The following is a 21,245-nucleotide window of genomic DNA, read 5'->3' as shown; positions in this document are numbered from 1 at the left end:
GGGCAAACCGATCTTGGGCCGGTCAGAAGAGATTGACGGCGGCGAACCTCAGGACGAGCTGCGGGGCGCCGGAGAGGACGATGCCGACGACGGTGGTGAGGACGAGGGCCGTGGTGAGGGGGGCCGGGACGCGGAGCCTGGTCACGGCGGGGGCCGGGGTGGACTCCGTGGCGCCTTCGGCGGCTTCGGCGGTCTCCGGGGCGCGGAAGAGCAGCGCGGTCCACTGGAGGTAGTAGTAGAGCGCGATCACGACGTTGACGGCCATCACGACCGCGAGCCAGCCGAGCCCCGCGTCCACGGCCGCCGAGAAGACGGTGACCTTGGCGAAGAGGCCGATGATGCCGGGCGGCAGACCGGCCAGGCAGAGCAGGAAGAAGCCCATCGCGAGCGCCGTGAGGGGGCGCGTGGCGTAGAGACCGCGGTAGTCGGAGATCCGGTTGCCCGGGTGCGTACGGGCCACCACGGCGGCCACCGCGAAGGCGCCGAGGTTCACGACGGCGTACATCAGGGCGTACGCGACGGTCGAGCCGATCTGTTCGTCGCTGGAGTACGCGGCGGCGGCGATCGGGACCAGGAGGTAGCCGGCCTGGGCGACGGAGGACCAGGCGAGCAGGCGTACGGCGCTGCGGGCGCGGGTGGCGCTCTGCCGGAGGGCGGCGACGTTGCCGATGGTCATGGTGAGCGCCGCGAGGACGGCGACGGCCGGTCCCCAGACGTCGGCGTACGACGGGAACGCGATCACCGTGACGAGGATGAGGCCGGAGAAGCCGACCGCCTTGCCGACGACGGAGAGGTACGCGGCGATGGGCAGCGGCGCGCCCACATAGGTGTCGGGGACCCAGAAGTGGAACGGGGCTGCGGCCGTCTTGAACGCGAATCCGACGAGGGTGAGGACGACACCGGCCTTGGCGAGGGTGTCGAACTGGCCCGGCACGTCGTCGAGGCGGGCGGCGATCTCGGTGAGGTGCATGGTGCCGGTCGTCGCGTACACGAAGCTGACACCCAGAAGCATGACGGCGGTGGCGACGACGGAGGACAGGAAGAACTTCAGCGCCGCTTCGGAGGAACGCCGGTCGCCGCGCTTGATGCCGACGAGCGCGAACGCGGGGAGCGAGGCGACTTCGAGGGCGACGACGAGCGTGGCGAGGTCCCGGGCCGCGGGCAGGAGGGCCGCGCCGGCCGCGGAGGAGAGCAGCAGGAACCAGTACTCCCCCGCGGGCAGCTTGCGGGTGTCGTCGAGGGAGAGCAGCGCGGTGAGCAGGGCGCCGCCGAGTACCAGGGCCTGGATGACCAGGGCGAAGTGGTCGGCGGTGTAGCTGCACGCCTCGGCCGGGCCGGAGACGCAGAACGTGGAGCGGTCGCCGTCGCGCAGCGGTACGAGGAAGGCGAGGGCCGCGACGAGTCCGGCGATGGTCACGTACCCGAGGAGCGGCTTGTGCCGCTCGGCCAGGAAGAGGTCGGCGACGAGCACCCCGAGGGCCACCGCGGCGGCGATGACGGGGGGCGCGATCGCGAGCCAGTCGACGGACTGGACGAGGCTTGTGGTGCTCTCGGCCGCGGTGGTGACGACGGCTGCGGTCACGACTTGCCTCCTGCGAGGAGCTTCTGCACGGCCGGGTCGGTGAGGCCGAGGAGGACGGCGGGCCAGAGTCCGGCGAGGACGGTGAGGGCGACGAGCGGGGTCCAGGCGGCGAACTCGTAGGTCTGGATGTCGGCGATGGCCGACCGCTGCTGCTTGGCGGGCTCACCCATGCACACGCGGCGCACGACGAGCAGCATGTACGCGGCGGTGAGGAGCGTGCCGAAGGCGCCGATCGCCATGAAGGTGAGGAAGGCCGGGCGGCTGAGCCCCTCGGCGGGGTCGAACGCGCCCAACAGGGTGAGCATCTCGCCCCAGAACCCGGCGAGGCCGGGGAGGCCGAGCGAGGCCACGGCGGCGAAGGCGAGCAGGGCGCCGAGGCGGGGAGCCCGCCCGTAGAGGGCGGCTCCGGTCGCGCCGGCGAGGGTGTCGAGGTCGGCGGTGCCGTACCGGTCCTTGACCGCGCCGACCAGGAAGAACAGCAGGCCGGTGATGAGGCCGTGGGCGATGTTGGCGAACAGCGCGCCGTTGACCCCGGTGGGGGTCATGGTCGCGATGCCGAGCAGCACGAAGCCCATGTGGCCGACGGAGGAGTACGCGATCAGACGCTTGAGGTCGCCCTTGGCGCCGGCGCGGACGAGGGCGAGGCAGGCGAGCGATCCGTAGATGATGCCGACGACCGCGAACGCCGCGAGGTAGGGCGCGAAGGTGTGCATCCCGTCGGGGGTGATGGGGAGCAGGATGCGTACGAACCCGTACGTGCCCATCTTCAGCAGGACGCCGGCGAGCAGGACCGAGCCGACGGTCGGGGCGGCGGTGTGGGCGTCGGGGAGCCAGCTGTGCAGCGGCCACATCGGGGTCTTCACGGCGAGGCCGATCCCGATGGCCAGTACGGCGATGACCTGCACGGACGAGGTGAGCCCACGGCCGTTGTCAGTGGCGAGTGCCACCATGTCGAACGTGCCGCTCTTCAGACCGATGAGGAGCAGGCCCAGCAGCATGACCACCGAGCCGAGCAGTGTGTAGAGGATGAACTTCCAGGCCGCGGCCTGCTTCCTCTCGCCGCCCCAGCGGGCGATGAGGAAGTACATCGGGATGAGCACCATCTCGAAGGCCAGGAAGAACAGCAGCAGATCGAGGACGGCGAAGGTCGCGAGGGTGCCGGACTCGAGCACGAGGACGAGTGCGACGAATGCCTTCGGGGACGGGCCCGCCGGCATTTTGAAGTAGCTGTACAGCGCGCAGAGGAAGGTCAGCAGCGCGGTCAGTACGAGGAGGGGGAGCGAAATGCCGTCCACACCGAGGTGGATCCGGACGTCGAGCGCCGGAATCCAGCTGATGTCCGTGGTGGCCTGCATCTTCGACGGCTGGTCGTGGTCGAAGCCGATGGCCAGGACGATCGCCGCGAGCAGGATGGCGCCGGTGATGGTGACCCCGTGGCGGAGCACGGCCTGGTCGGGGTTCTTGCCCTTCAGTCCGGGCGGGGCGGGGAGCAGGGCAGCGGCGGCACCGAGGAGAGGGCCGACGACGATGAACGCGAGAAGGAACTGCATCACGGATTCGCTGATATCGATCACGGCTCACGACCCGGCGTTGATGTTGGCGAAAACGACGGCGGCGATCGCCAGGACGAAGGAACCGGCCAGCAGTGCGCTGAGGTAGGTCTGCACGTTGCCGGTCTGGGCGCGGCGGACGGCCGCGCCGAGCCAGCGTGCGCCGGTGCCGGAGCCGCGTACGTAGGTGTCGATCACCTCGCGGTCCAGGAAGCGGACGAGTCGGGCGGCGGCCTCGACGGGGCGGACGAACAGCGTCGCGTAGAGCGCGTCGAGGTGGAAGCCGGTGGCGGCGTGGTGGTGGAGCCGCCCGAGGAGCAGCCGGCCGGGGTCGGCGGGGTCGGGGGCGTCACCGCTGGCGCCGTAGGCGGCGGTGTGCGCGGTCAGTGCCTCGATCTCGACGAGCGCGGGTTCGGCGTCGGGGTGGGCGACGACCATGCCGGCCGGGGTGCGGGCGGCGAGGGCGGTGGTGTGACGCCAGGCGCCGTAGGTGACGAGTCCGCCGACGAGACCGACGCCGGTGGAAAGGACCGCGGTGGTGACGGAGGGGGTGAGGCTGTGGCCGTCGAACCAGTCGGTGATCACGCCGACGGTCAGTCCGAAGCCGATGGTCGGGACGGCGAGGAGCCAGAGGACCGATGTCATCGCGACGGGCTGCTTGCCGTGGTCGGGGACCTCGGCGCCACGCCCCTTGAAGGCGAGGAGCCAGAGGCGGGTGGCGTACGCGGCGGTGAGCACCGCGGCGAGCAGTCCGGCGACGAGGATCGTCCAGCCCGCGGCGGCCGGGGCGACGTCACGGTCGCCGAAGGCGGTGTGCTCGGCGGCGACGAGGATGGCTTCCTTGGAGAAGAAGCCGGCGAACGGCGGGATGGCGGCCAGCGCGAGGAGGGCGACGGTCATCGTCCAGTAGGCGTCCGGGATGCGCTTCGTCAGGCCGCCCATGCGGGACATGGCAGCCAGTGAGTTGGTCCCGGCGGCGTGGATGACGACGCCTGCGCCAAGGAAGAGGACGGCCTTGAAGGCACCGTGCGAGATGAGGTGGAAGACGGCGGCGCCGCGGTCGGCGACGGCCAGGGCGCCGGCCATGTAGCCGAGCTGGCCGATGGTCGAGTACGCGAGGACGCGCTTGATGTCGTCCTGGGCGAGGGCGGCGAGTCCTGAGCCGATCATCGTGATCGCGGCCATCACGGAGAGGACGACCAGGGCCGCGCCGGATGCGGTGAAGACCGGGAGGAGCCGGGCCACGAAGTAGATACCGGCGGCGACCATCGTCGCCGCGTGGATGAGCGCGGAGACGGGGGTGGGGCCGGCCATCGCATCGGGCAGCCAGGTGTGCAGGGGGAACTGCGCGGACTTGCCGGCCACGCCCGCGAGGAGCAGCAGGGCGATGACGGTGGGGTGGTCGAGGCCGCCGTTCGCGACGGCACCGAGGACGCCGGTGATGCGGAACGTGCCGGCGTCGGCGGCGAGTGCGAACAGGCCGATCAGGAAGGGGACGTCGCCGAGCTTGGTGACCAGGAACGCCTTGAGGGAGGCGGCGCGGGCTTCCGGCGTCTCCCAGTAGTGGCCGACGAGGAAGTACGAGCAGATGCCCATGATCTCCCAGCCGACCAGGAGCACCATCAGGTCGCCGGAGTAGACGACGAGCAGCATCGCGGAGGTGAAGAGGGAGACCAGCGCCGCGTACGAGGGGTAGCGGGGGTCGTCGCGCAGGTAGGCGGTCGAGTAGATCTGCACGCAGGTGGCGACGAGTCCGACCAGCACGGCCACGAGGACGGCGAAGCCGTCCAGGTACAGCGCGAGATCGATCGGTACGGAGCCGGTGGGCGTCAGCTCGGTGGCTGCCTCGATGGCCCGGCCACCGCCCTGCCGTACGGCGACGACGACGGCGATCACCAGGGCCGCGAACGTGGGCAGGACGGCGAGGGGGCGTACGAACCCCGGGGCCGTGCGGCCGAGCAGCAGGCCCGCCGCGGCACCGAGGAACGGGAGAAGGGGGACGAGAACGGCGAGGGTCGTGGTGGTCACGCGGTGGCCTCAGCCTTCTTTGCCTTCCCTGCCGGAGCAGTGGCCTGGTCTTCGGTGCCGTGGATGTCCTCGTCACCGGGGAGCGTCTCGGCGGCGTCGGTCTCGGCGGTGTCGCGGAGGCGGTCGACGTCGGAGCTGCCGCGGTTGCGGTAGACGGCGAGGACGATCGCCATGCCGATGCCGATCTCGGCCGCGGCGATGGCGATGGTGAAGAGCGTGAGGGCCTGGCCGGAGTGGAGGGCCTCGCGCAGCCAGACGTCGAAGGCGACCAGGTTGAGGTTGACGGCGTTGAGCATCAGCTCGACGGACATCAGGACCAGGATCGCGTTGCGGCGGGCGAGCACTCCGTAGAGCCCGGTGCAGAAGAGGAGGGCGGCGAGCACGGCGGGATAGGCGAGGTGCATCAGCTCTTGTCCTCTCGGTCCTTGCGGGACAGGACGATCGCGCCGATGAGGGCGGCGAGCAGCAGGACGGAGAGCGCTTCGAAGGGCAGCACCCAGTGCCGGAAGAGGAACTCTCCGGTCGCGTCGGTGGAGCCCTGCGCCGGGCCGTCCAGGTCGATCCAGGTGGTCCGGAAGGCGTCCACGACCACCCAGACGAGGGCGGCGGCAGCGACGGCGGCCACGCCGAGAGCGACCCAGCGGTTGCCCGAGTCGGCATCCGGGGAGCGGCCGATGGGGGCCTTGGTGAGCATCAGCCCGAAGAGGAGGAGGACGACCACGGAACCGACGTAGATCAGTACCTGCACCCAGGCGATGAACTCGGCGGTGAGCAGGAGGTACTCGACGGCGATGCCGCCGAGCGCCACGACCAGCCAGAGTGCGGCGTGCACGAGCTGCCTGGTCGTGACGGTGATGACGGCCGCGCCGAAGGTGGCGAGGCCGACCAGGAGAAAGGCGATCTCCACACCGGTCGGGGAAAGGAATCCCGGGTGGGCCGCGGCGGCTGCGAGAGTCACTCCTGGCCCTCCTGTCCGGGTTCCTCGGGCTGCTGGGTCTGCTGGTCGGTCTGCCCCTGGGGCGTCCCGGCCTGCTCGGCCTGCTCGGCCTCTTCGGCCTGCTGCTGGGCCTTCAGCTTCTCCGCCGTCTTGCGTGCGGCGGCGAGCTCCTTCGGCTCCTCGGCTCCCGGGTCGAGTGCGGGCGGCTCCGGCACCGTCCACATCCAGTCGCGGAGCTTGTCGCGCTCATGGGTGAGTTCGAGGATGTCCGTCTCGGCGTACTCGAACTCCGGAGACCAGAACAGCGCGTCGAAGGGACACACCTCGATGCAGATACCGCAGTACATGCAGAGGGCGAAGTCGATCGCGAAGCGGTCGAGGACGTTGCGGCTGCGCTCGCGGCCCCCCGGAGCGGCGGCGGGCACCGTCTCCTTGTGGGAGTCGATGTAGATGCACCAGTCGGGGCACTCACGGGCGCAGAGCATGCAGACCGTGCAGTTCTCCTCGAACAGTCCGATGACGCCGCGGCTGCGGGGCGGCAGTTCGGGCTGGACGTCGGGGTACTGCGCGGTGACCGTGCGCTTCGTCATGGTCCGCAGGGTGACTGCGAGGCCCTTGGCCAGGCCGGAGCCGGGGATCGGAGCCATCAGTTGATCGCCACCTTCACGATGCCGGTGAGCGCGATCTGCGCGAGCGCGAGCGGGATGAGCGTGGTCCAGGCGAGCTTCTGCAACTGGTCCTCGCGGAGTCGGGGGTAGGTGACGCGCAGCCAGATGACGACGAAGGCGAGGACCGCGGTCTTGAGGAGGGTCCAGACCCAGCCGAGGCCGTCGGCGCCGAGCGGCCCGTGCCAGCCGCCGAGGAAGAGGACGGTGGTCAGCCCGCACAGGACGACGATGCCCGCGTACTCGGCGAGCAGGAACAGCGCGAAGCGCAGGCCGGTGTACTCGGTGTAGGCGCCGAAGATGATCTCCGAGTCGGCGACCGGCATGTCGAACGGGGGGCGCTGGAGTTCGGCGAGGCCGGCCACGAAGAAGACCAGGGCTCCGACGATCTGCCAGGGCAGCCACCACCACTCGAAGGCGTTGAGGATGCCGGGGAGGGAGACCGTGCCCGCCGCCATGGCGACGGAGGCGGCGGCGAGCAGCATCGGCAGCTCGTACGCGAGCAGCTGCGCGGCGGTGCGCAGTCCGCCGAGGAGGGAGAACTTGTTGGCCGAGGCCCAGCCCGCCATGAGCGAGCCGAGCACGCCGATGCCCATCACGGCGAGCACGAAGAAGATGCCCGCGTCGACGACCTGGCCGACCGCGCCCTCGCTCGGGCCGATCGGGATGGCGACGAGCACGAGGAGGTACGGGAGCAGGGCGACGGCGGGTGCGAGCTGGAAGACGCGTCGGTCGGCTTCCGCCGGGACGATGTCCTCCTTCTGCACGAACTTCACGCCGTCCGCGGCGAGCTGGGCCCAGCCGTGGAAGCCACCCGCGTACATGGGGCCGAGGCGGCCCTGCATGTGGGCCATCACCTTGTGTTCGGTCTGTCCCACGATCAGCGGGACGAGCATGAACACGGCGAAGACGATGAGGAGCCGGAGGGCGACGTCGAGTACGTCGTTCACGCGGTATCGCCTCCGGCGGGACGGTCGGGGTCGGCCTCGGGCTCGGGGGCCGGGGGCGGCGTCGGGGTGGTGTCGGGCTGCTCGGTGGGGGCGGCGGGCTTGTCGGTGGGGGCGGCGGCCTTGTCCTCGCCCTCGCCCTTGCCCTTGCCCTCGCCCTCGCCCGCAGAAGGACGGGCGGACTCGGGAGCCTCCGGGGCCACGTTGTGCCACGGCGCGTCCGGGCTGCGGGACGGGCGCGGGGCGGGTTCCGCGGGGGTGGTGTCCGGGGCGGGTTCCGCGGGGGTGGTGTCCGGAGCGGGTTCCGCGGGGGTGGTGTCCGGGGTGGTCGGGGCCGGCTGTTGGCTTGCCGAGCCCTGGGACACGCTGCGGCTGCGGCGCACCGGGCCCGTCGGCGTCGCGGATTCCGTCGGCTCGGCCTCGGTGCGGGGCCGGCGGGCGGCGGTCTCCGTGGCCTCGCCCTCACCCGCGGTCCGGGCCCGGCGTACCGGGCGGTCGCCCGCGGGGCGGGCTGCCCTGGCGGGGCGGGCCGGGGCGGGCGGGAGCTGGCCCTTCAGGGGGCCCCACTCGTTCGGGTCGGGGACGCCGGGCGGCAGCATCGTGCGCCGCTTGGGACCGCCGTGCTCGGACTCGCCCGGCTCCTTCGCGCCGGGCCACGCCTTGACGACCCGGGCCGCCAGGACGAAGTCCTTGCGGAGCGGGTAGCCCTCGAAGTTCTCGGGCAGCAGCAGCGGGACCAGGTGCGGGTGGCCCTCGAAAGCGATGCCGAACATCTCGTGCGTCTCGCGCTCGTGCCAGTCGGCGCCCGCGTAGACGCCGATGGCCGTGGCGAGGGAGGGGGCGTCGTGCGGGACGGTCGTACGGACCATCAGGCTCCGGACCGTACCGGCCCGGGGAGCTGCGAGGTGGGCGCAGACGCGGAAGCCCGTGCCCGGTTCGTCGACGGCGCTGAGCCAGTCGAAGTAACTGAGGCCGAGCCGGTCCCTGGCCGTTTCCAGGGCGGCGGTCCAGGAGGCCGCCGGGACGTCCACGGTCAGCAGGTCGTAGGCGAATTCGGCCGTGGCCTCTTCGCCGAAGATCTCGGTGACGGCGTCCGGGAGCCGGTCGTATGCCTCGGACGCATCGGACGACGCGTCCGCGGAGGGGTTCGCGTTCACCGGTGCTCCTCCCCCGAGGCCGTCGGGGCGGTCGGAGCGGTCGGAGCGGTCGGAGCGGTCGGAGCCGCGACCAGGCCGCTGCGGAGTGCGGCGGTGGAGGGGCGGCCCGAGTCGTCCGTGCCGTACCGCTCCGCGAGCGACTCGCGGGCGATCTTCTCCTGGAGCTTGATGATGCCCTGGAGCAGGGCCTCGGGGCGGGGCGGGCAGCCCGGTACGTACACATCGACCGGGATGATCTGGTCGACGCCCTTCGTCACGGAGTACGAGTCCCAGTAGGGGCCGCCGCAGTTGGAGCAGGCCCCGAAGGAGATGACGTACTTCGGCTCGGGCATCTGCTCGTACAGACGCTTCACGGCCGGGGCCATCTTGTCCGTCACCGTGCCGGACACGACCATGAGGTCGGCCTGGCGGGGGCCCGGAGCGAACGGGATCACGCCGAGCCGCATGAAGTCGTGGCGCGCCATGGACGCGGCGATGAACTCGATGGCGCAGCAGGCGAGCCCGAAGTTGAAGACCCAGAGGCTGTAGCGGCGGCCCCAGTTCAGGACCACCTTCATGGGTTCGGGCGCGAGCCGGGACAGCACGCCGAGCCGCTTGGGCTCCAGCAGCGTCGGGTCCGGCAGCGCGACGGGTCCGGGCTGCGGTTCGCTCGTCACGCCCATTCGAGGACGCCCTTCTTCCATGCGTAGAGCAGTCCTACGGCCAGGAAGCCGAGGAAGATGAACATTTCCACCAGCGTCGTCGCCCCATATCCGGGTGCGGCGAATACCGTCGCCCACGGGAAAAGGAAGATCGAGTCGACGGCGAAGATCACGTACAGGAAGGCATAGACGTAATAACGGACTTGAGTGTGCGCCCAGCCCTCACCGACGGGATCGACACCGCACTCGTAGGTGAGGAGTTTCTCCGGCGTCGGGACCACGGGCCTCAGCAGTCGGCCGGCCCCGAAGGCGACGGCGACGAACAGCACGCCGATGAGGGCGAGCAGTCCGACCACTGAATAGCTCTCGAAGTACTCCGCCGCGAGAACGGTCGATTCCGGCATGCTCCGCACGTCCGCCACGTCCGCCCCTCGCTCCCTCGAACCTGTTCGACGATCTGTACGCACGGGAGTCTAGGCCCTGCTAAAGGGACGGTAAGCAGCCGCGTCGGACAACGGTGGGGTTATCCCTACTTCACCCCACCCACTTACCCCATGGCGTCCACAGGGACGGCCCGGCAGGCTGGAGCGTATGACCATGAGCCCCTCCGTGCCGGACAACGACCGGCCGCCGCCCGCCCGCTTCGCCCTGGGCGGTTGGACCTGGAAGGAGATCGCTTACCTTCTGGCCAACCTCCCGATGGCGATTGCCGGTTTTGTTTACACAGTGTTCATGATCGGTGTCGGCGTGGGGCTTTCGGTCACCGTCATCGGTCTGCCGCTTCTCGTGGCGGGGCTCCACGGGGCCCGCTGGATCGGCCGGATGGAGCGGGGCAGGGCGCGGGCGATGCTCGGGGTACGGATCGACGAGCCGAGCCCGGTCTCGCTCGGCCGCCGGGAGAAGGGGTTCTTCTCCTGGCTGTGGGCGGGGCTGAAGGATCCGGTGGGGTGGCGTGCCCTGCTGTACTCGTTCATACGGCTGCCCTGGGGCGTCCTGACGTTCACGATCACGCTGGTGAGCCTGTTCGTTCTCTGGCCGGTGCTCCCGTTCATCGCCCGCGGCCTGACCAACGCGGACCGGGCCATGGTGCGCGCGCTGCTCTCCCCCTCCGACGAGCTGGAGCGCAGGATCGCGGAGCTGGAGTCGGACCGCGGAGTGGTCGTGGACACCGCCGCCGCCGACCTGCGCCGCATCGAGCGCGACCTGCACGACGGCGCGCAGGCACGCCTCGTCGCCCTCGCCATGGGGCTCGGCCTGGCGAAGGAGAAGCTGACCGACGACCCCGAAGCAGCCGCCCGCATGGTCGACGAAGCCCACGGAGAAGTGAAGGTCGCCCTCCAGGAACTGCGCGACCTCGCCCGCGGCATCCACCCCGCCGTCCTCACCGACCGCGGCCTCGACGCCGCACTCTCCGCCATCGCCTCCCGCTGCACCGTCCCCGTCGAGGTGAGGGTCGAGCTGCCCGGGCGGCCCGCGGAGGCGATCGAGGGGATCGCGTACTTCACCGTGTCGGAGCTGCTGCAGAACGTCAGCAAGCACAGCGGCGCCCGGTCGGCGTCCGTGCAGGTGTGGCGGTCGACGGACCGGCTGCTCATCCAGGTGCAGGACGACGGGACCGGCGGTGCGCGGATGGACGGCGGTACGGGCATGGCCGGGCTCGCCGAGCGCCTCGGGGCGGTCGACGGGATGTTCGTCCTCGACTCCCCGGTGGGCGGTCCGACGACGGTCACGGCGGAGCTGCCGTGGCGGGACCGCGTGGACGCGATGCAGAAGCACTAGGTCCTGTCGTAGTGGTCCCGAAGGCCCCGGGGTGTGTGAGCACCCCGGAGGGGTGGGGAAAACCCCCGCCCGGATACGGCGACCGCCCTCATGGTGCGGAACCCTCCGGACCGCCACCCTTGAGCTCGGGATGGAGAAAAGCCCCGTGAGACGAACAGACCCCGCTGAGAAGGAACGGACGGCACCCATGGCCACGGCATACGAACCGGACACCCGGGACCACCAGCGGTCCGTGTCCGGTTCCGGGGACCATCCCCCGGCGAAGCACTTCTTCCCGGCCGCGCTCCGCGCCCCCTTCGAGGCGCGGACCTGGCGCGAGTTCGGTTTTCTGATGCTGAGCCTGCCGATCAGCACGGTGCTGTTCAGCTTCGCGGTCACCATGACCTCGCTGGGCATCGGCATGCTGATCACCTTCCTCGGCATTCCGATACTCGCCGCGGGTCTCGCCATGTGCCGCGGCTTCGGCGCGATGGAGCGCGCCCGGGCGCGCGCGCTGCTGAAGGTGGACGTGGCGGATCCCGCACGGGTGCGGGGCCGGACGGGCGGCCTGATGTCCTGGGTCGGCGCGGTCCTGAGGAGCGGCGTGTCCTGGCGGCACCTGCTCTACGCGCTGCTGCACTTCCCGTGGGCGGTGTTCGCCTTCTGCGTCTCGCTGACGTTCTGGGCGTACGGGTGGAGCGCGCTCACCTATCCGCTGTGGCGCTGGGTCTTCCCGGTGTACGCGGGGGTCGACGGCATCCAGCTGTACGGCGACCGGGGGCACCGCGTCTACCTCGACTCCCCCTTCGAGCTGGCGGTGACCAGTGCCGTGGGTCTGGTCCTCGTCCTGGTCACTCCGTGGATCATCCGGGGTCTGACCTCGGTCGACCGGGTGATGGTGCTCGGCCTGCTGGGCCCCTCCAGCCTGGCGAACCGGGTCACCGAGCTGGAGTCGGACCGCGGAGTGGTCGTGGACACCGCCGCCGCCGACCTGCGCCGCATCGAGCGCGACCTGCACGACGGCGCGCAGGCACGCCTCGTCGCCCTCGCCATGGATCTGGGCCTGGCGAAGGAGAAGCTGACCGACGACCCCGAAGCAGCCGCCCGCATGGTCGAGGAGGCCCACGGAGAGGTGAAGGTCGCCCTCCAGGAGCTGCGCGACCTCGCCCGCGGCATCCACCCCGCCGTCCTCACCGACCGCGGCCTCGACGCCGCACTCTCCGCCATCGCCTCCCGCTGCACCGTCCCGGTGAAGGTCGATGTGGACCTCGACGCGCGGCCCGCCCAGGCGATCGAGGGGATCGCGTACTTCACCGTGTCGGAGCTGCTGCAGAACGTCAGCAAGCACGCGCACGCGACCCGCGCGTCGGTGGACGTCTGGCGGACGTCGAACCGGCTGATGCTCCAGGTCACCGACAACGGCCGGGGCGGCGCCGACACGACGGCCGGCAGCGGCCTGGCCGGACTGACCGAGCGGCTGGACGCGGTGGACGGCATCCTGGTCGTCGATTCCCCGGCCGGCGGCCCGACGACGGTCACCGCCGAGCTCCCCTGGCGGGGCTGAACCAGCCATTTCCCGCGCACCCCTCGGCCCCCTCCCGTGCGCCCGGCCCGAAAGTGCCTCCGCTCGGCCCATCGGGGCGCCGATGCTGGGATGCTGGACCCCGCAAGGGGCGGGGCACGGGTCAGTGGACGCGTGCCGGCGCGTACAGATCGAATGTGGGGGGACACAGCGTCGTGGAGGACAGGGTGCGGGTGGTCATCGCCGAGGATTCGGTGCTGCTCAGGGAAGGACTCACCCGGCTTCTGACCGATCTCGGGCACGACGTCGTCGCGGGGGTGGGAGACGCCGAGGCACTGCTCAAGACCGTGGGGGATCTCGCCGCGCAGGACACGCTGCCCGATGTCGTGGTCGCCGATGTACGGATGCCGCCGACGCACACGGACGAAGGCGTGCGGGCCGCCGTACGGCTGCGCAAGGACTACCCGGAGATCGGGGTGCTCGTCCTGTCGCAGTACGTCGAGGAGCAGTACGCCACCGAGCTGCTCGCCGGCAGCACCCGGGGCGTGGGCTATCTGCTGAAGGACCGGGTCGCCGAGGTCCGGGAGTTCGTGGACGCCGTGGTCCGGGTGGCGCAGGGCGGCACGGCGCTGGACCCCGAGGTCGTGGCGCAGCTGCTGGGGCGGAGCCGTAAGCAGGACGTGCTGGCGGGACTGACACCGCGTGAGCGGGAGGTCCTCGGTCTGATGGCGGAGGGCCGGACGAACTCGGCGGTCGCCAAGCAGCTCGTGGTCAGCGACGGGGCCGTGGAGAAGCACGTCAGCAACATCTTCCTGAAGCTGGGCCTCTCACCCAGTGACGGGGATCACCGGCGCGTTCTCGCTGTCCTGACGTACTTGAAGTCGTAATGGACTGACACTTCGTCAGATGATGGCGAGGGGCCGGGGGGCCGGGCCAGGTCCTAGACCCAAAGAATGAGCGCACGGCGTCTTCGACGAACGGCCGGGGGGCCTGTTAACTATGACGAACCAGGACAAACGCGCGTCTCAAAATGAAGTCCACCATATGATCGGTCCAGGGAAGGCGACCCTTACCGAAGTAGGGTGGGTTGCGGGACCGCCGGTGGGCCGGCCGTTCCCGAGCCGCCGCCCCGAGGGAGGTCCAGTTCAGTGACCCAGGTCAGTAGCCCAGCCGAGAGGGCCGACGAGGCCAGTGAGGCTGTCGTCGGGGAACAACGAGTCCCCGTGTCCGACACAGCGGGCGGCACCGGCGAGAAAGAGGTCCGCCGCCTGGACCGGGTGATCATCCGGTTCGCGGGTGACTCCGGTGACGGCATGCAGCTCACCGGTGACCGCTTCACCTCCGAGACCGCGTCCTTCGGGAACGACCTATCGACGCTGCCCAACTTCCCGGCCGAGATCCGGGCCCCCGCAGGCACCCTGCCGGGGGTCTCCTCCTTCCAGCTGCACTTCGCCGACCACGACATCCTCACGCCGGGTGACGCGCCGAACGTGCTGGTCGCGATGAACCCGGCAGCGCTCAAGGCCAACATCGAGGACGTGCCGCGCGGCGCCGAAATCATCGTGAACACCGATGAGTTCACCAAGCGGCCGATGGCGAAGGTCGGTTACGCGACGAGTCCGCTGGAGGACGGTTCACTGGAGGCGTACAACGTCCATCCGGTGCCGCTCACCACGCTGACCGTCGAGGCGCTCAAGGAGTACGGGCTCTCCCGCAAGGAGGCCGAGCGCTCCAAGAACATGTTCGCGCTCGGACTGCTGTCGTGGATGTACCACCGGCCGACCGAGGGCACCGAGAAGTTCCTGCGGGAGAAGTTCGCCAAGAAGCCGCAGATCGCCGAGGCGAACGTCGCGGCCTTCCGGGCCGGCTGGAACTTCGGCGAGACCACCGAGGACTTCGCGGTCAGCTACGAGGTGGCGCCCGCCTCCCAGGCGTTCCCCACCGGTACGTACCGCAACATCTCCGGCAACCTCGCCCTCTCCTACGGGCTCATCGCCGCGGGCCGCCAGGCCGATCTGCCGCTGTACCTGGGTTCGTACCCGATCACTCCGGCCTCGGACATCCTGCACGAGCTCAGCAAGCACAAGAACTTCGGCGTGCGGACCTTCCAGGCGGAGGACGAGATCGCGGGCATCGGCGCCGCACTCGGCGCCGCGTTCGGCGGTTCGCTCGCGGTGACGACCACGTCCGGTCCGGGTGTGGCACTCAAGTCGGAGACCATCGGGCTCGCGGTCTCGCTCGAACTGCCGCTGCTCATCATCGACATCCAGCGTGGCGGCCCCTCCACGGGTCTGCCCACCAAGACCGAGCAGGCCGACCTGCTCCAGGCGATGTACGGGCGCAACGGCGAGGCCCCGGTCCCGATCGTGGCGCCGAGGACTCCGGCCGACTGCTTCGACGCGGCGATCGACGCCGCCCGGATCGCGCTGACGTACCGCACCCCGGTGTTCCTGCTCTCCGACGGCTACCTCGCCAACGGTTCCGAGCCCTGGCGGATCCCCGAGGTCGACCAGCTGCCCGATCTGCGGGTGCAGTTCGCCACCGGACCCAACCACGAACTGGCCGACGGCACCGAGGTGTTCTGGCCCTACAAGCGCGATCCGCAGACCCTGGCTCGCCCGTGGGCCGTGCCCGGTACACCCGGTCTCGAACACCGCATCGGCGGCATCGAGAAGCAGGACGGCACGGGCAACATCTCCTACGACCCCGCCAACCACGACTTCATGGTCCGCACCCGGCAGGCCAAGATCGACGGCATCGAGGTCCCCGACCTGGAGGTCGACGACCCCGCGGGCGCCAGGACCCTGGTGCTGGGCTGGGGTTCGACGTACGGCCCGATCACCGCCGCCGTACGCCGGCTGCGGGCCGCCGGAGCCCCCATCGCCCAGGCCCACCTGCGTCACCTCAACCCCTTCCCGAGGAATCTCGGCGAGGTGCTGAAGGGTTACGACAAGGTGGTCGTACCGGAGATGAACCTCGGTCAGCTGGCCATGCTGCTCCGGGCGAAGTACCTGGTGGACGCCCACAGCTTCAACCAGGTCAACGGAATGCCGTTCAAGGCCGAGCAGCTCGCCACAGCTCTCAAGGAGGCCATCGATGCCTGACACCAACGAGCTTCTTCAGCTGGTGCCCAAGGCCGAGGCAAAACAGTCCATGAAGGACTTCAAGTCCGATCAGGAAGTGCGCTGGTGCCCGGGCTGCGGTGACTACGCGGTCCTCGCAGCCGTCCAGGGCTTCATGCCCGAGCTGGGCCTGGCGAAGGAGAACATCACCTTCGTCTCCGGCATCGGCTGCTCCTCCCGCTTCCCGTACTACATGAACACGTACGGGATGCACTCCATCCACGGCCGCGCCCCCTCCATCGCGACCGGGCTCGCCACCTCGCGCCGCGACCTGTCGGTCTGGGTCGTCACCGGTGACGGCGACGCGCTGTCCATCGGCGGCAACCACCTGATCCACGCGCTGCGACGCAACGTCAACCTGAAGATCCTGCTGTTCAACAACCGGATCTACGGGCTGACGAAGGGCCAGTACAGCCCCACGTCCGAGGTCGGCAAGATCACCAAGTCGACGCCGATGGGCTCGCTGGACGCGCCCTTCAACCCGGTGTCGCTGGCGATCGGCGCGGAGGCGACCTTCGTCGCACGCACCGTTGACTCCGACCGCAAGCACCTCACGAGCGTGCTGCGCGCGGCGGCCGACCACCCCGGCACGGCCCTGGTGGAGATCTACCAGAACTGCAACATCTTCAACGACGGCGCCTTCGAGGTCCTCAAGGACCAGGAGCAGGCACAGGAGGCGGTGATCCGGCTGGAGCACGGCGAGCCGATCCGCTTCGGCGCCGAAGGCACCAAGGGCGTCGTACGGGACACGGTCACCGGCGATCTGAAGGTGGTCGCGGTCACCGAGGAGAACCAGTCGCAGATCCTGGTCCACGACGCGCACGCCGCGTCGCCGGCCACGGCCTTCGCCCTCTCCCGGCTCGCCGACCCGGACACCCTGCACCACACCCCCATCGGGGTGCTGCGCAGCGTCGTCAGGCCGGTCTACGACACCCTGATGTCGGAGCAGCTGGACACCGCCATCGAGCGGGACGGCAAGGGCGACCTGAGCTCGCTGCTCGCGGGCAACGACACCTGGACGGTGGTCGGCTGACCGGCCGCCACCCCCGTACCGCAGGAACACGAGGCCCGGAGCCGACCCGAACGGTCAGCTCCGGGCCTCGTCGTACGCCTCCCTGGCCGCCTGGACCGCCGGCACCTGGCGCTCCGTCCAGCGGGCCAGCGCCCACACCTGCTCGGCGGCCTCCCGGCCGAGCGGCGTGAGGGAGTAGTCCACCCGCGGCGGGATCACCGGCTTGGCGTCCCGGTCGACGAAGCCGTCGCGCTCCAGCGTCTGCAGGGTCTGGGCGAGCATCTTCTCGCTGACGCCGCCGACCGTGCGGCGCAGCTCGCTGAAGCGGTACGAGCGCTCCAGCAGCGCGGCGAGCACGAGGACACCCCAGCGGCTCGTGACGTGCTCCAGCACCAGCCGGGAGGGGCACATCGTCCGGTTGACGTCGGGAACGGGGTCCATCGCACTAACGGTCATGTCAGTACCTTACTTCAAAGTGGGTACTATCCGAAAGTTAGTACCCGCCGTAAAGTGAGGATCCGAACGCCGGAAAACGGACCAAATCACCACGAAGGAGCAGCCCCCATGAGCATCGTTGTCACCGGAGCCACCGGAGAGCTCGGCCGCCTCGTCATCGACCAGCTGCTCGCCACCGTCCCCGCCGCGTCGGTCGCCGCCGTCGTCCGCGACAAGGAGAAGGCGGCCGGCCTGGCCGCGCGCGGCGTGGAGCTGCGCATCGCCGACTACAACCGGCCGGAGACGCTCGCCGATGCCTTCCGGGCCGGCGACCGGGTGCTCCTCGTCTCCGGCAGCGAGGTGGGCCGGCGGACGGAGCAGCACGGCGCCGTGATCGACGCGGCGAAGGCGGCGGGCGTCGCCCAGCTCGCGTACACCGGCGTACTGGGCGGACCCGAGGCCGACTTCCTGCTGGCCGCCGAGCACAAGGCCACCGAGCAGCTGATCCTCGACTCGGGGCTGCCGTACACCTTCCTGCGCAACGGCTGGTACACGGAGAACTACACGGCGAACCTGGCTCCGGTCCTGGAGCACGGCGCCGTGGTCGCCAACGCGGGCGAAGGGCGCGTCGCCTCCGCCACGCGCGCCGACTACGCGGCAGCCGCCGCGGCCGTACTCACCGGCGAGGGCCACCTCGGCGCCGCGTACGAGCTGAGCGGCGACGCCGCCTGGTCGCTCGCGGAGTACGCCTCGGCGATCGCCGAGGCGACCGGCAAGGAGATCACGTACAAGAACGTCCCGGCCGCCGTGCACCAGGAGATCCTGGTCGGCGCGGGGGTGCCCGAAGGTTTCGCGGCGATCCTCGTCGACGTCGACGAGGCGATCGGGCGCGGGCTGCTCGCCGGCACCGGCGGCGACCTGGCCCGGCTGATCGGCCGGCCGACGACACCGCTCGCGGACTCGGTGAAGGCAGCGGTCGCGGGCGTCTGACGCCGCAGACGCGGCGCCCGTACCGTCGCGGGCGCCCTCGGCCCCCGGAGCGGGCGACCACCCCCCTCGCGGGCGTCACGACCGTTTCCATGAGACGGCCATGACACGACCCCCTTCGCGGCGCTACCTTCGTCAGGTCGGCCGTTCCGTCGACGAGGACGCCGGGGAGGGCCCGTGGAGGGGAAGAACGAGCAGCGGGCAGGTCTGCTCTACGGAATCGGTGCGTACGGGATGTGGGGAATGGTCCCCCTGTTCTGGCCGCTGATGAAGCCTTCCGGGGCGGTCGAGATCCTCGCCCACCGGATGGTCTGGTCGCTCGGCTTCGTCGCCGTCGCCCTTCTGTTCGTACGCCGTTGGGCCTGGATCGGCGAACTGCTCAGGCAACCCCGCAAGCTGGGGCTGATCGCGACGGCCGCGGCCGTCATCACGGTCAACTGGGGGCTCTACATCTGGGCCGTCAACAACGGCCAGGTCGTCGAGGCATCGCTCGGCTACTTCATCAACCCGCTGGTCACCATCGCCATGGGCGTCCTGCTCCTCGGCGAACGGCTGCGGCCCGCCCAGTGGGTGGCGGTCACCACCGGATTCGCCGCAGTACTGGTGCTCGCGATCGGATACGGGCAGCCGCCCTGGATCTCGCTGACGCTGGCGTTCTCCTTCGCGACGTACGGACTGGTGAAGAAGAAGGTCAACATGGGCGGCCTGGAGTCACTGGCCGCCGAGACCGCCGTGCTCTTCCTGCCCGCACTCGGTTTCCTGCTGTGGCTGGGCGCCTCGGGCGAGGCGACGTTCACGGCGGGAGGCCCCTGGCACGGGGTGCTGCTCGCCGCCACGGGCATCGTCACGGCCGGCCCGCTGGTCTGCTTCGGCGCGGCGGCGATCCGCGTACCGCTGTCCACGCTGGGGCTGTTGCAGTATCTGGCGCCGGTCTTCCAGTTCATGCTCGGCATCCTCTACTTCCACGAGGCGATGCCGCCCGAGCGCTGGGCCGGCTTCTCGCTGGTGTGGCTGGCGTTGACCCTGCTGACCTGGGACGCCCTGCGGCAGGCACGGCGGACGAGGGCTCAGGCGGCGCGGCTGGCCGAAGCGGTGGCGAACGCCGCCCCCGGTCTCGGCGCCGATTCCGCTTCCGGTGCCGCCCACAAGCCGACGCCGAAGCCGGTGCCGGAAACGGTGCCGAAGCCCGCACCGGAATCGGGTGCGGGCGCGGGGACTCCGGAGCGGGCGCCGACGCCCTGAAGCGGGTGGTTCGCGCCCCCGATGCCCCCTATGGGAGCCCTCCGCCTCTGCGTAAGCTTGGCGCTTAGCCAAGCCTTACCGAACCAGAACCGGTGGACGTCCGGCGCCGACCCGGACCGTCCCACCCGAGAGGCGCCCCATGTCCCGCATCTCCCGCCGCATCCTCACCTCGGGCGCGCTGGCCCTGACCGGCGTGATGGCCCTGTCCGCGTGCGGTTCCTCGGACCCGGACAGCGACTCCGCCGGCTCCGCTCCGGCGAAGACCCGCACGGTCACGACGGTGATGGGCGACGTGAAGGTGCCCACGAACCCCCAGCGCGTCGTGGTCCTGGACACCGGCGAACTGGACTCCGCGATCTCCCTCGGCGTGCGTCCGGTCGGCGCGACGCACGCCGCGACGGAGGACGGCTTCCCCTCCTACCTGCCCGCGGACGACGTGGCGGACATCAAGGTGGTCGGCGAGATCGCCAACCCCAACATGGAGACGGTCGCTTCGCTCGAACCCGACCTGATCCTGACGAGCAAGGTCCGCGACGGCCAGCGTTACGAGCAGCTCAGCGCCATCGCCCCGACCGTGATGACGGAGTCCACCGGTACCGCCTGGAAGGAGAACTTCCGGCTGCACGCGGACGCGCTCAACAAGAAGGCCGAGGCCGAGAAGGTCGTCGCCGCCTACGACGCGCACGTGGCGAAGGTGACGGAGGCGATCGGCGGCAAGGAGAAGGCGGCGGCCACCGAGGTCAACTTCGTCCGCTTCGTCGAGGGTGCCGACATCCGCATCTACGGCAAGCAGAACTACATCGGCTCGCTCTTCGCCGACATCGGGGTGGGCCGCCCCGCGATCACCGACAAGGCCAAGGACGGGTTCTCGTACGACGTGAGCCCCGAGAAGATCGACCTCGCGGACGCCGACGTCATCTTCACGTCCACGTACGGCGACCCTGCGAAGGCCGGGACGACCGAGACGATGAACAGCGGTCTGTGGAAGGGCCTGAAGGCGACCAGGAACGACAGGACCATCAAGGTCGACGACCGTCTGTGGATCGCCGGCATCGGCTACACGGCCGCGGGCAAGATCCTCGACGAGTTCCAGGCGGACATGACCTCCTGACCCCGCACCACCGGCACGCCGGGGCCACCGCCCCGGCGTGTCCCTTGCCGTCCCCGGCGTGCAGCCACTATGAACGGTTGCCATGACTCTGGACTGGAAAGTCGTCATCGACGCAGCCGATCCGCATGCCCAGGCAGGCTTCTGGGCCGAGGCCCTGGGCTACCTGGTCGAGGACAACAGCCCCCTGATCGAGGAACTCCTCGGCCTCGGGGCCGTCACCGAGTCGGTGACCACGCAGGCGCACGGACGCCGCGCCTGGCGCGACCTCGCGGCGGCGCGGCACCCCGACGATCCGTACGAGGAGAAGTCCGGCACGGGTCTCGGGCGCCGGCTGCTGTTCCAGCGCGTACCGGAGCCCAAGACGGTGAAGAACCGCGTCCACCTGGATCTGCACGCCGGTCCCGAGCGCCGGGAGGCGGAGACGGCACGGCTGGTGGGGCTGGGGGCGAGCGTGCTGCGCAACGTCGAGGAGCAGGGCGGTTCCTGGACGGTGCTCGCCGATCCGGAGGGCAACGAATTCTGCGTGCAGTAGCGCCCCGGTACTCCGAA

General features: G+C 70.4%; 20 protein-coding genes. 9 read left to right on the top strand and 11 right to left on the bottom strand.

The window, feature by feature from the left end; translation table 11 throughout:
• Positions 1 to 22: 22 nt before the first annotated feature.
• From OG230_RS21145 to OG230_RS21100, 10 genes are read right to left on the bottom strand one after another with little or no spacing between them, the layout of a single operon-like run.
• A complete protein-coding gene (locus OG230_RS21145) occupies positions 23 to 1,582 on the bottom strand; it encodes an NADH-quinone oxidoreductase subunit N (protein WP_328905294.1) in 1,560 nt (519 codons plus the stop codon).
• Entirely contained in the window at positions 1,579 to 3,132 is a 1,554-nt protein-coding gene (locus OG230_RS21140; RefSeq protein ID WP_328911476.1) for an NADH-quinone oxidoreductase subunit M, read from the bottom strand. Before OG230_RS21140 ends, OG230_RS21145 begins: the two co-directional genes overlap by 4 nt.
• A gap of 27 nt (positions 3,133 to 3,159) precedes the next feature.
• On the bottom strand, positions 3,160 to 5,160 hold the full coding sequence (locus OG230_RS21135; protein ID WP_328905293.1) for an NADH-quinone oxidoreductase subunit 5 family protein: 2,001 nt from the start codon (positions 5,158 to 5,160) through the stop codon (positions 3,160 to 3,162).
• Positions 5,157 to 5,564, bottom strand: coding sequence for an NADH-quinone oxidoreductase subunit NuoK (nuoK, locus tag OG230_RS21130; protein WP_328905292.1), 408 nt, complete (start codon positions 5,562 to 5,564; stop codon positions 5,157 to 5,159). Before nuoK ends, OG230_RS21135 begins: the two co-directional genes overlap by 4 nt.
• A complete protein-coding gene (locus OG230_RS21125) occupies positions 5,564 to 6,118 on the bottom strand; it encodes an NADH-quinone oxidoreductase subunit J family protein (RefSeq protein ID WP_328905291.1) in 555 nt (184 codons plus the stop codon). Before OG230_RS21125 ends, nuoK begins: the two co-directional genes overlap by 1 nt.
• Positions 6,115 to 6,744: a NuoI/complex I 23 kDa subunit family protein gene (locus OG230_RS21120; protein ID WP_328905290.1), complete on the bottom strand. Its 630-nt coding sequence runs from the start codon at positions 6,742 to 6,744 to the stop codon at positions 6,115 to 6,117. The genes OG230_RS21125 and OG230_RS21120 overlap by 4 nt, the downstream gene beginning before the upstream one ends.
• Complete coding sequence (locus OG230_RS21115; protein ID WP_328905289.1) at positions 6,744 to 7,712, bottom strand: complex I subunit 1/NuoH family protein; 969 nt, start codon at positions 7,710 to 7,712, stop codon at positions 6,744 to 6,746. Before OG230_RS21115 ends, OG230_RS21120 begins: the two co-directional genes overlap by 1 nt.
• Positions 7,709 to 8,866 carry an NADH-quinone oxidoreductase subunit C gene (locus OG230_RS21110; RefSeq protein WP_328905288.1) on the bottom strand — a complete coding sequence of 386 codons (1,158 nt, stop codon included), beginning with the start codon at positions 8,864 to 8,866 and terminating at the stop codon, positions 7,709 to 7,711. Before OG230_RS21110 ends, OG230_RS21115 begins: the two co-directional genes overlap by 4 nt.
• Positions 8,863 to 9,528, bottom strand: coding sequence for an NADH-quinone oxidoreductase subunit B (locus OG230_RS21105; protein WP_328905287.1), 666 nt, complete (start codon positions 9,526 to 9,528; stop codon positions 8,863 to 8,865). Before OG230_RS21105 ends, OG230_RS21110 begins: the two co-directional genes overlap by 4 nt.
• Positions 9,519 to 9,911 carry an NADH-quinone oxidoreductase subunit A gene (locus OG230_RS21100; protein ID WP_328911475.1) on the bottom strand — a complete coding sequence of 131 codons (393 nt, stop codon included), beginning with the start codon at positions 9,909 to 9,911 and terminating at the stop codon, positions 9,519 to 9,521. The genes OG230_RS21105 and OG230_RS21100 overlap by 10 nt, the downstream gene beginning before the upstream one ends.
• Positions 9,912 to 10,098: 187 nt before the next feature.
• On the opposite strand from OG230_RS21100, the gene OG230_RS21095 reads away from it, so the two are divergent.
• The 5 genes from OG230_RS21095 to OG230_RS21075 all read left to right on the top strand — a co-directional run bounded on the left by OG230_RS21095 (position 10,099) and on the right by OG230_RS21075 (position 16,942).
• On the top strand, positions 10,099 to 11,286 hold the full coding sequence (locus OG230_RS21095; protein WP_328905286.1) for a sensor histidine kinase: 1,188 nt from the start codon (positions 10,099 to 10,101) through the stop codon (positions 11,284 to 11,286).
• Positions 11,287 to 11,473: 187 nt separating this feature from the next.
• Positions 11,474 to 12,829 carry a sensor histidine kinase gene (locus OG230_RS21090; protein WP_328905285.1) on the top strand — a complete coding sequence of 452 codons (1,356 nt, stop codon included), beginning with the start codon at positions 11,474 to 11,476 and terminating at the stop codon, positions 12,827 to 12,829.
• Positions 12,830 to 13,014: 185 nt separating this feature from the next.
• On the top strand, positions 13,015 to 13,674 hold the full coding sequence (locus OG230_RS21085; RefSeq protein ID WP_328911474.1) for a response regulator transcription factor: 660 nt from the start codon (positions 13,015 to 13,017) through the stop codon (positions 13,672 to 13,674).
• Between the two features lie 261 nt (positions 13,675 to 13,935).
• The gene (locus OG230_RS21080) at positions 13,936 to 15,891 is read left to right on the top strand and encodes a 2-oxoacid:acceptor oxidoreductase subunit alpha (protein ID WP_328905284.1); all 1,956 of its coding nucleotides are present in this window, start codon (positions 13,936 to 13,938) and stop codon (positions 15,889 to 15,891) included.
• Positions 15,884 to 16,942 (top strand): 2-oxoacid:ferredoxin oxidoreductase subunit beta, encoded by a 1,059-nt coding sequence (locus tag OG230_RS21075; protein WP_328905283.1) that lies wholly within the window; start codon positions 15,884 to 15,886, stop codon positions 16,940 to 16,942. Before OG230_RS21080 ends, OG230_RS21075 begins: the two co-directional genes overlap by 8 nt.
• Before the next feature lie 54 nt (positions 16,943 to 16,996).
• Here the strand turns inward: OG230_RS21075 and OG230_RS21070 are convergent, their stop codons facing one another.
• Positions 16,997 to 17,377 (bottom strand): winged helix-turn-helix transcriptional regulator, encoded by a 381-nt coding sequence (locus OG230_RS21070; RefSeq protein WP_328905282.1) that lies wholly within the window; start codon positions 17,375 to 17,377, stop codon positions 16,997 to 16,999.
• Between the two features lie 108 nt (positions 17,378 to 17,485).
• Between OG230_RS21070 and OG230_RS21065 the strand changes: the two genes are divergently transcribed.
• The 4 genes from OG230_RS21065 to OG230_RS21050 all read left to right on the top strand — a co-directional run bounded on the left by OG230_RS21065 (position 17,486) and on the right by OG230_RS21050 (position 21,228).
• Positions 17,486 to 18,346, top strand: coding sequence for an SDR family oxidoreductase (locus OG230_RS21065; protein ID WP_328905281.1), 861 nt, complete (start codon positions 17,486 to 17,488; stop codon positions 18,344 to 18,346).
• Between the two features lie 174 nt (positions 18,347 to 18,520).
• Complete coding sequence (gene rarD / locus OG230_RS21060) at positions 18,521 to 19,585, top strand: EamA family transporter RarD (protein ID WP_328905280.1); 1,065 nt, start codon at positions 18,521 to 18,523, stop codon at positions 19,583 to 19,585.
• Positions 19,586 to 19,724: 139 nt separating this feature from the next.
• Positions 19,725 to 20,696: an ABC transporter substrate-binding protein gene (locus OG230_RS21055; protein WP_328905279.1), complete on the top strand. Its 972-nt coding sequence runs from the start codon at positions 19,725 to 19,727 to the stop codon at positions 20,694 to 20,696.
• A gap of 82 nt (positions 20,697 to 20,778) precedes the next feature.
• Positions 20,779 to 21,228: a VOC family protein gene (locus OG230_RS21050; RefSeq protein WP_328905278.1), complete on the top strand. Its 450-nt coding sequence runs from the start codon at positions 20,779 to 20,781 to the stop codon at positions 21,226 to 21,228.
• Positions 21,229 to 21,245: the final 17 nt, after the last annotated feature.

This window comes from Streptomyces sp. NBC_00234, assembly GCF_036195325.1.
Taxonomy (GTDB): Bacteria; Actinomycetota; Actinomycetes; order Streptomycetales; family Streptomycetaceae; genus Streptomyces.
This window is presented reverse-complemented; position numbering and strand designations above follow the sequence as displayed.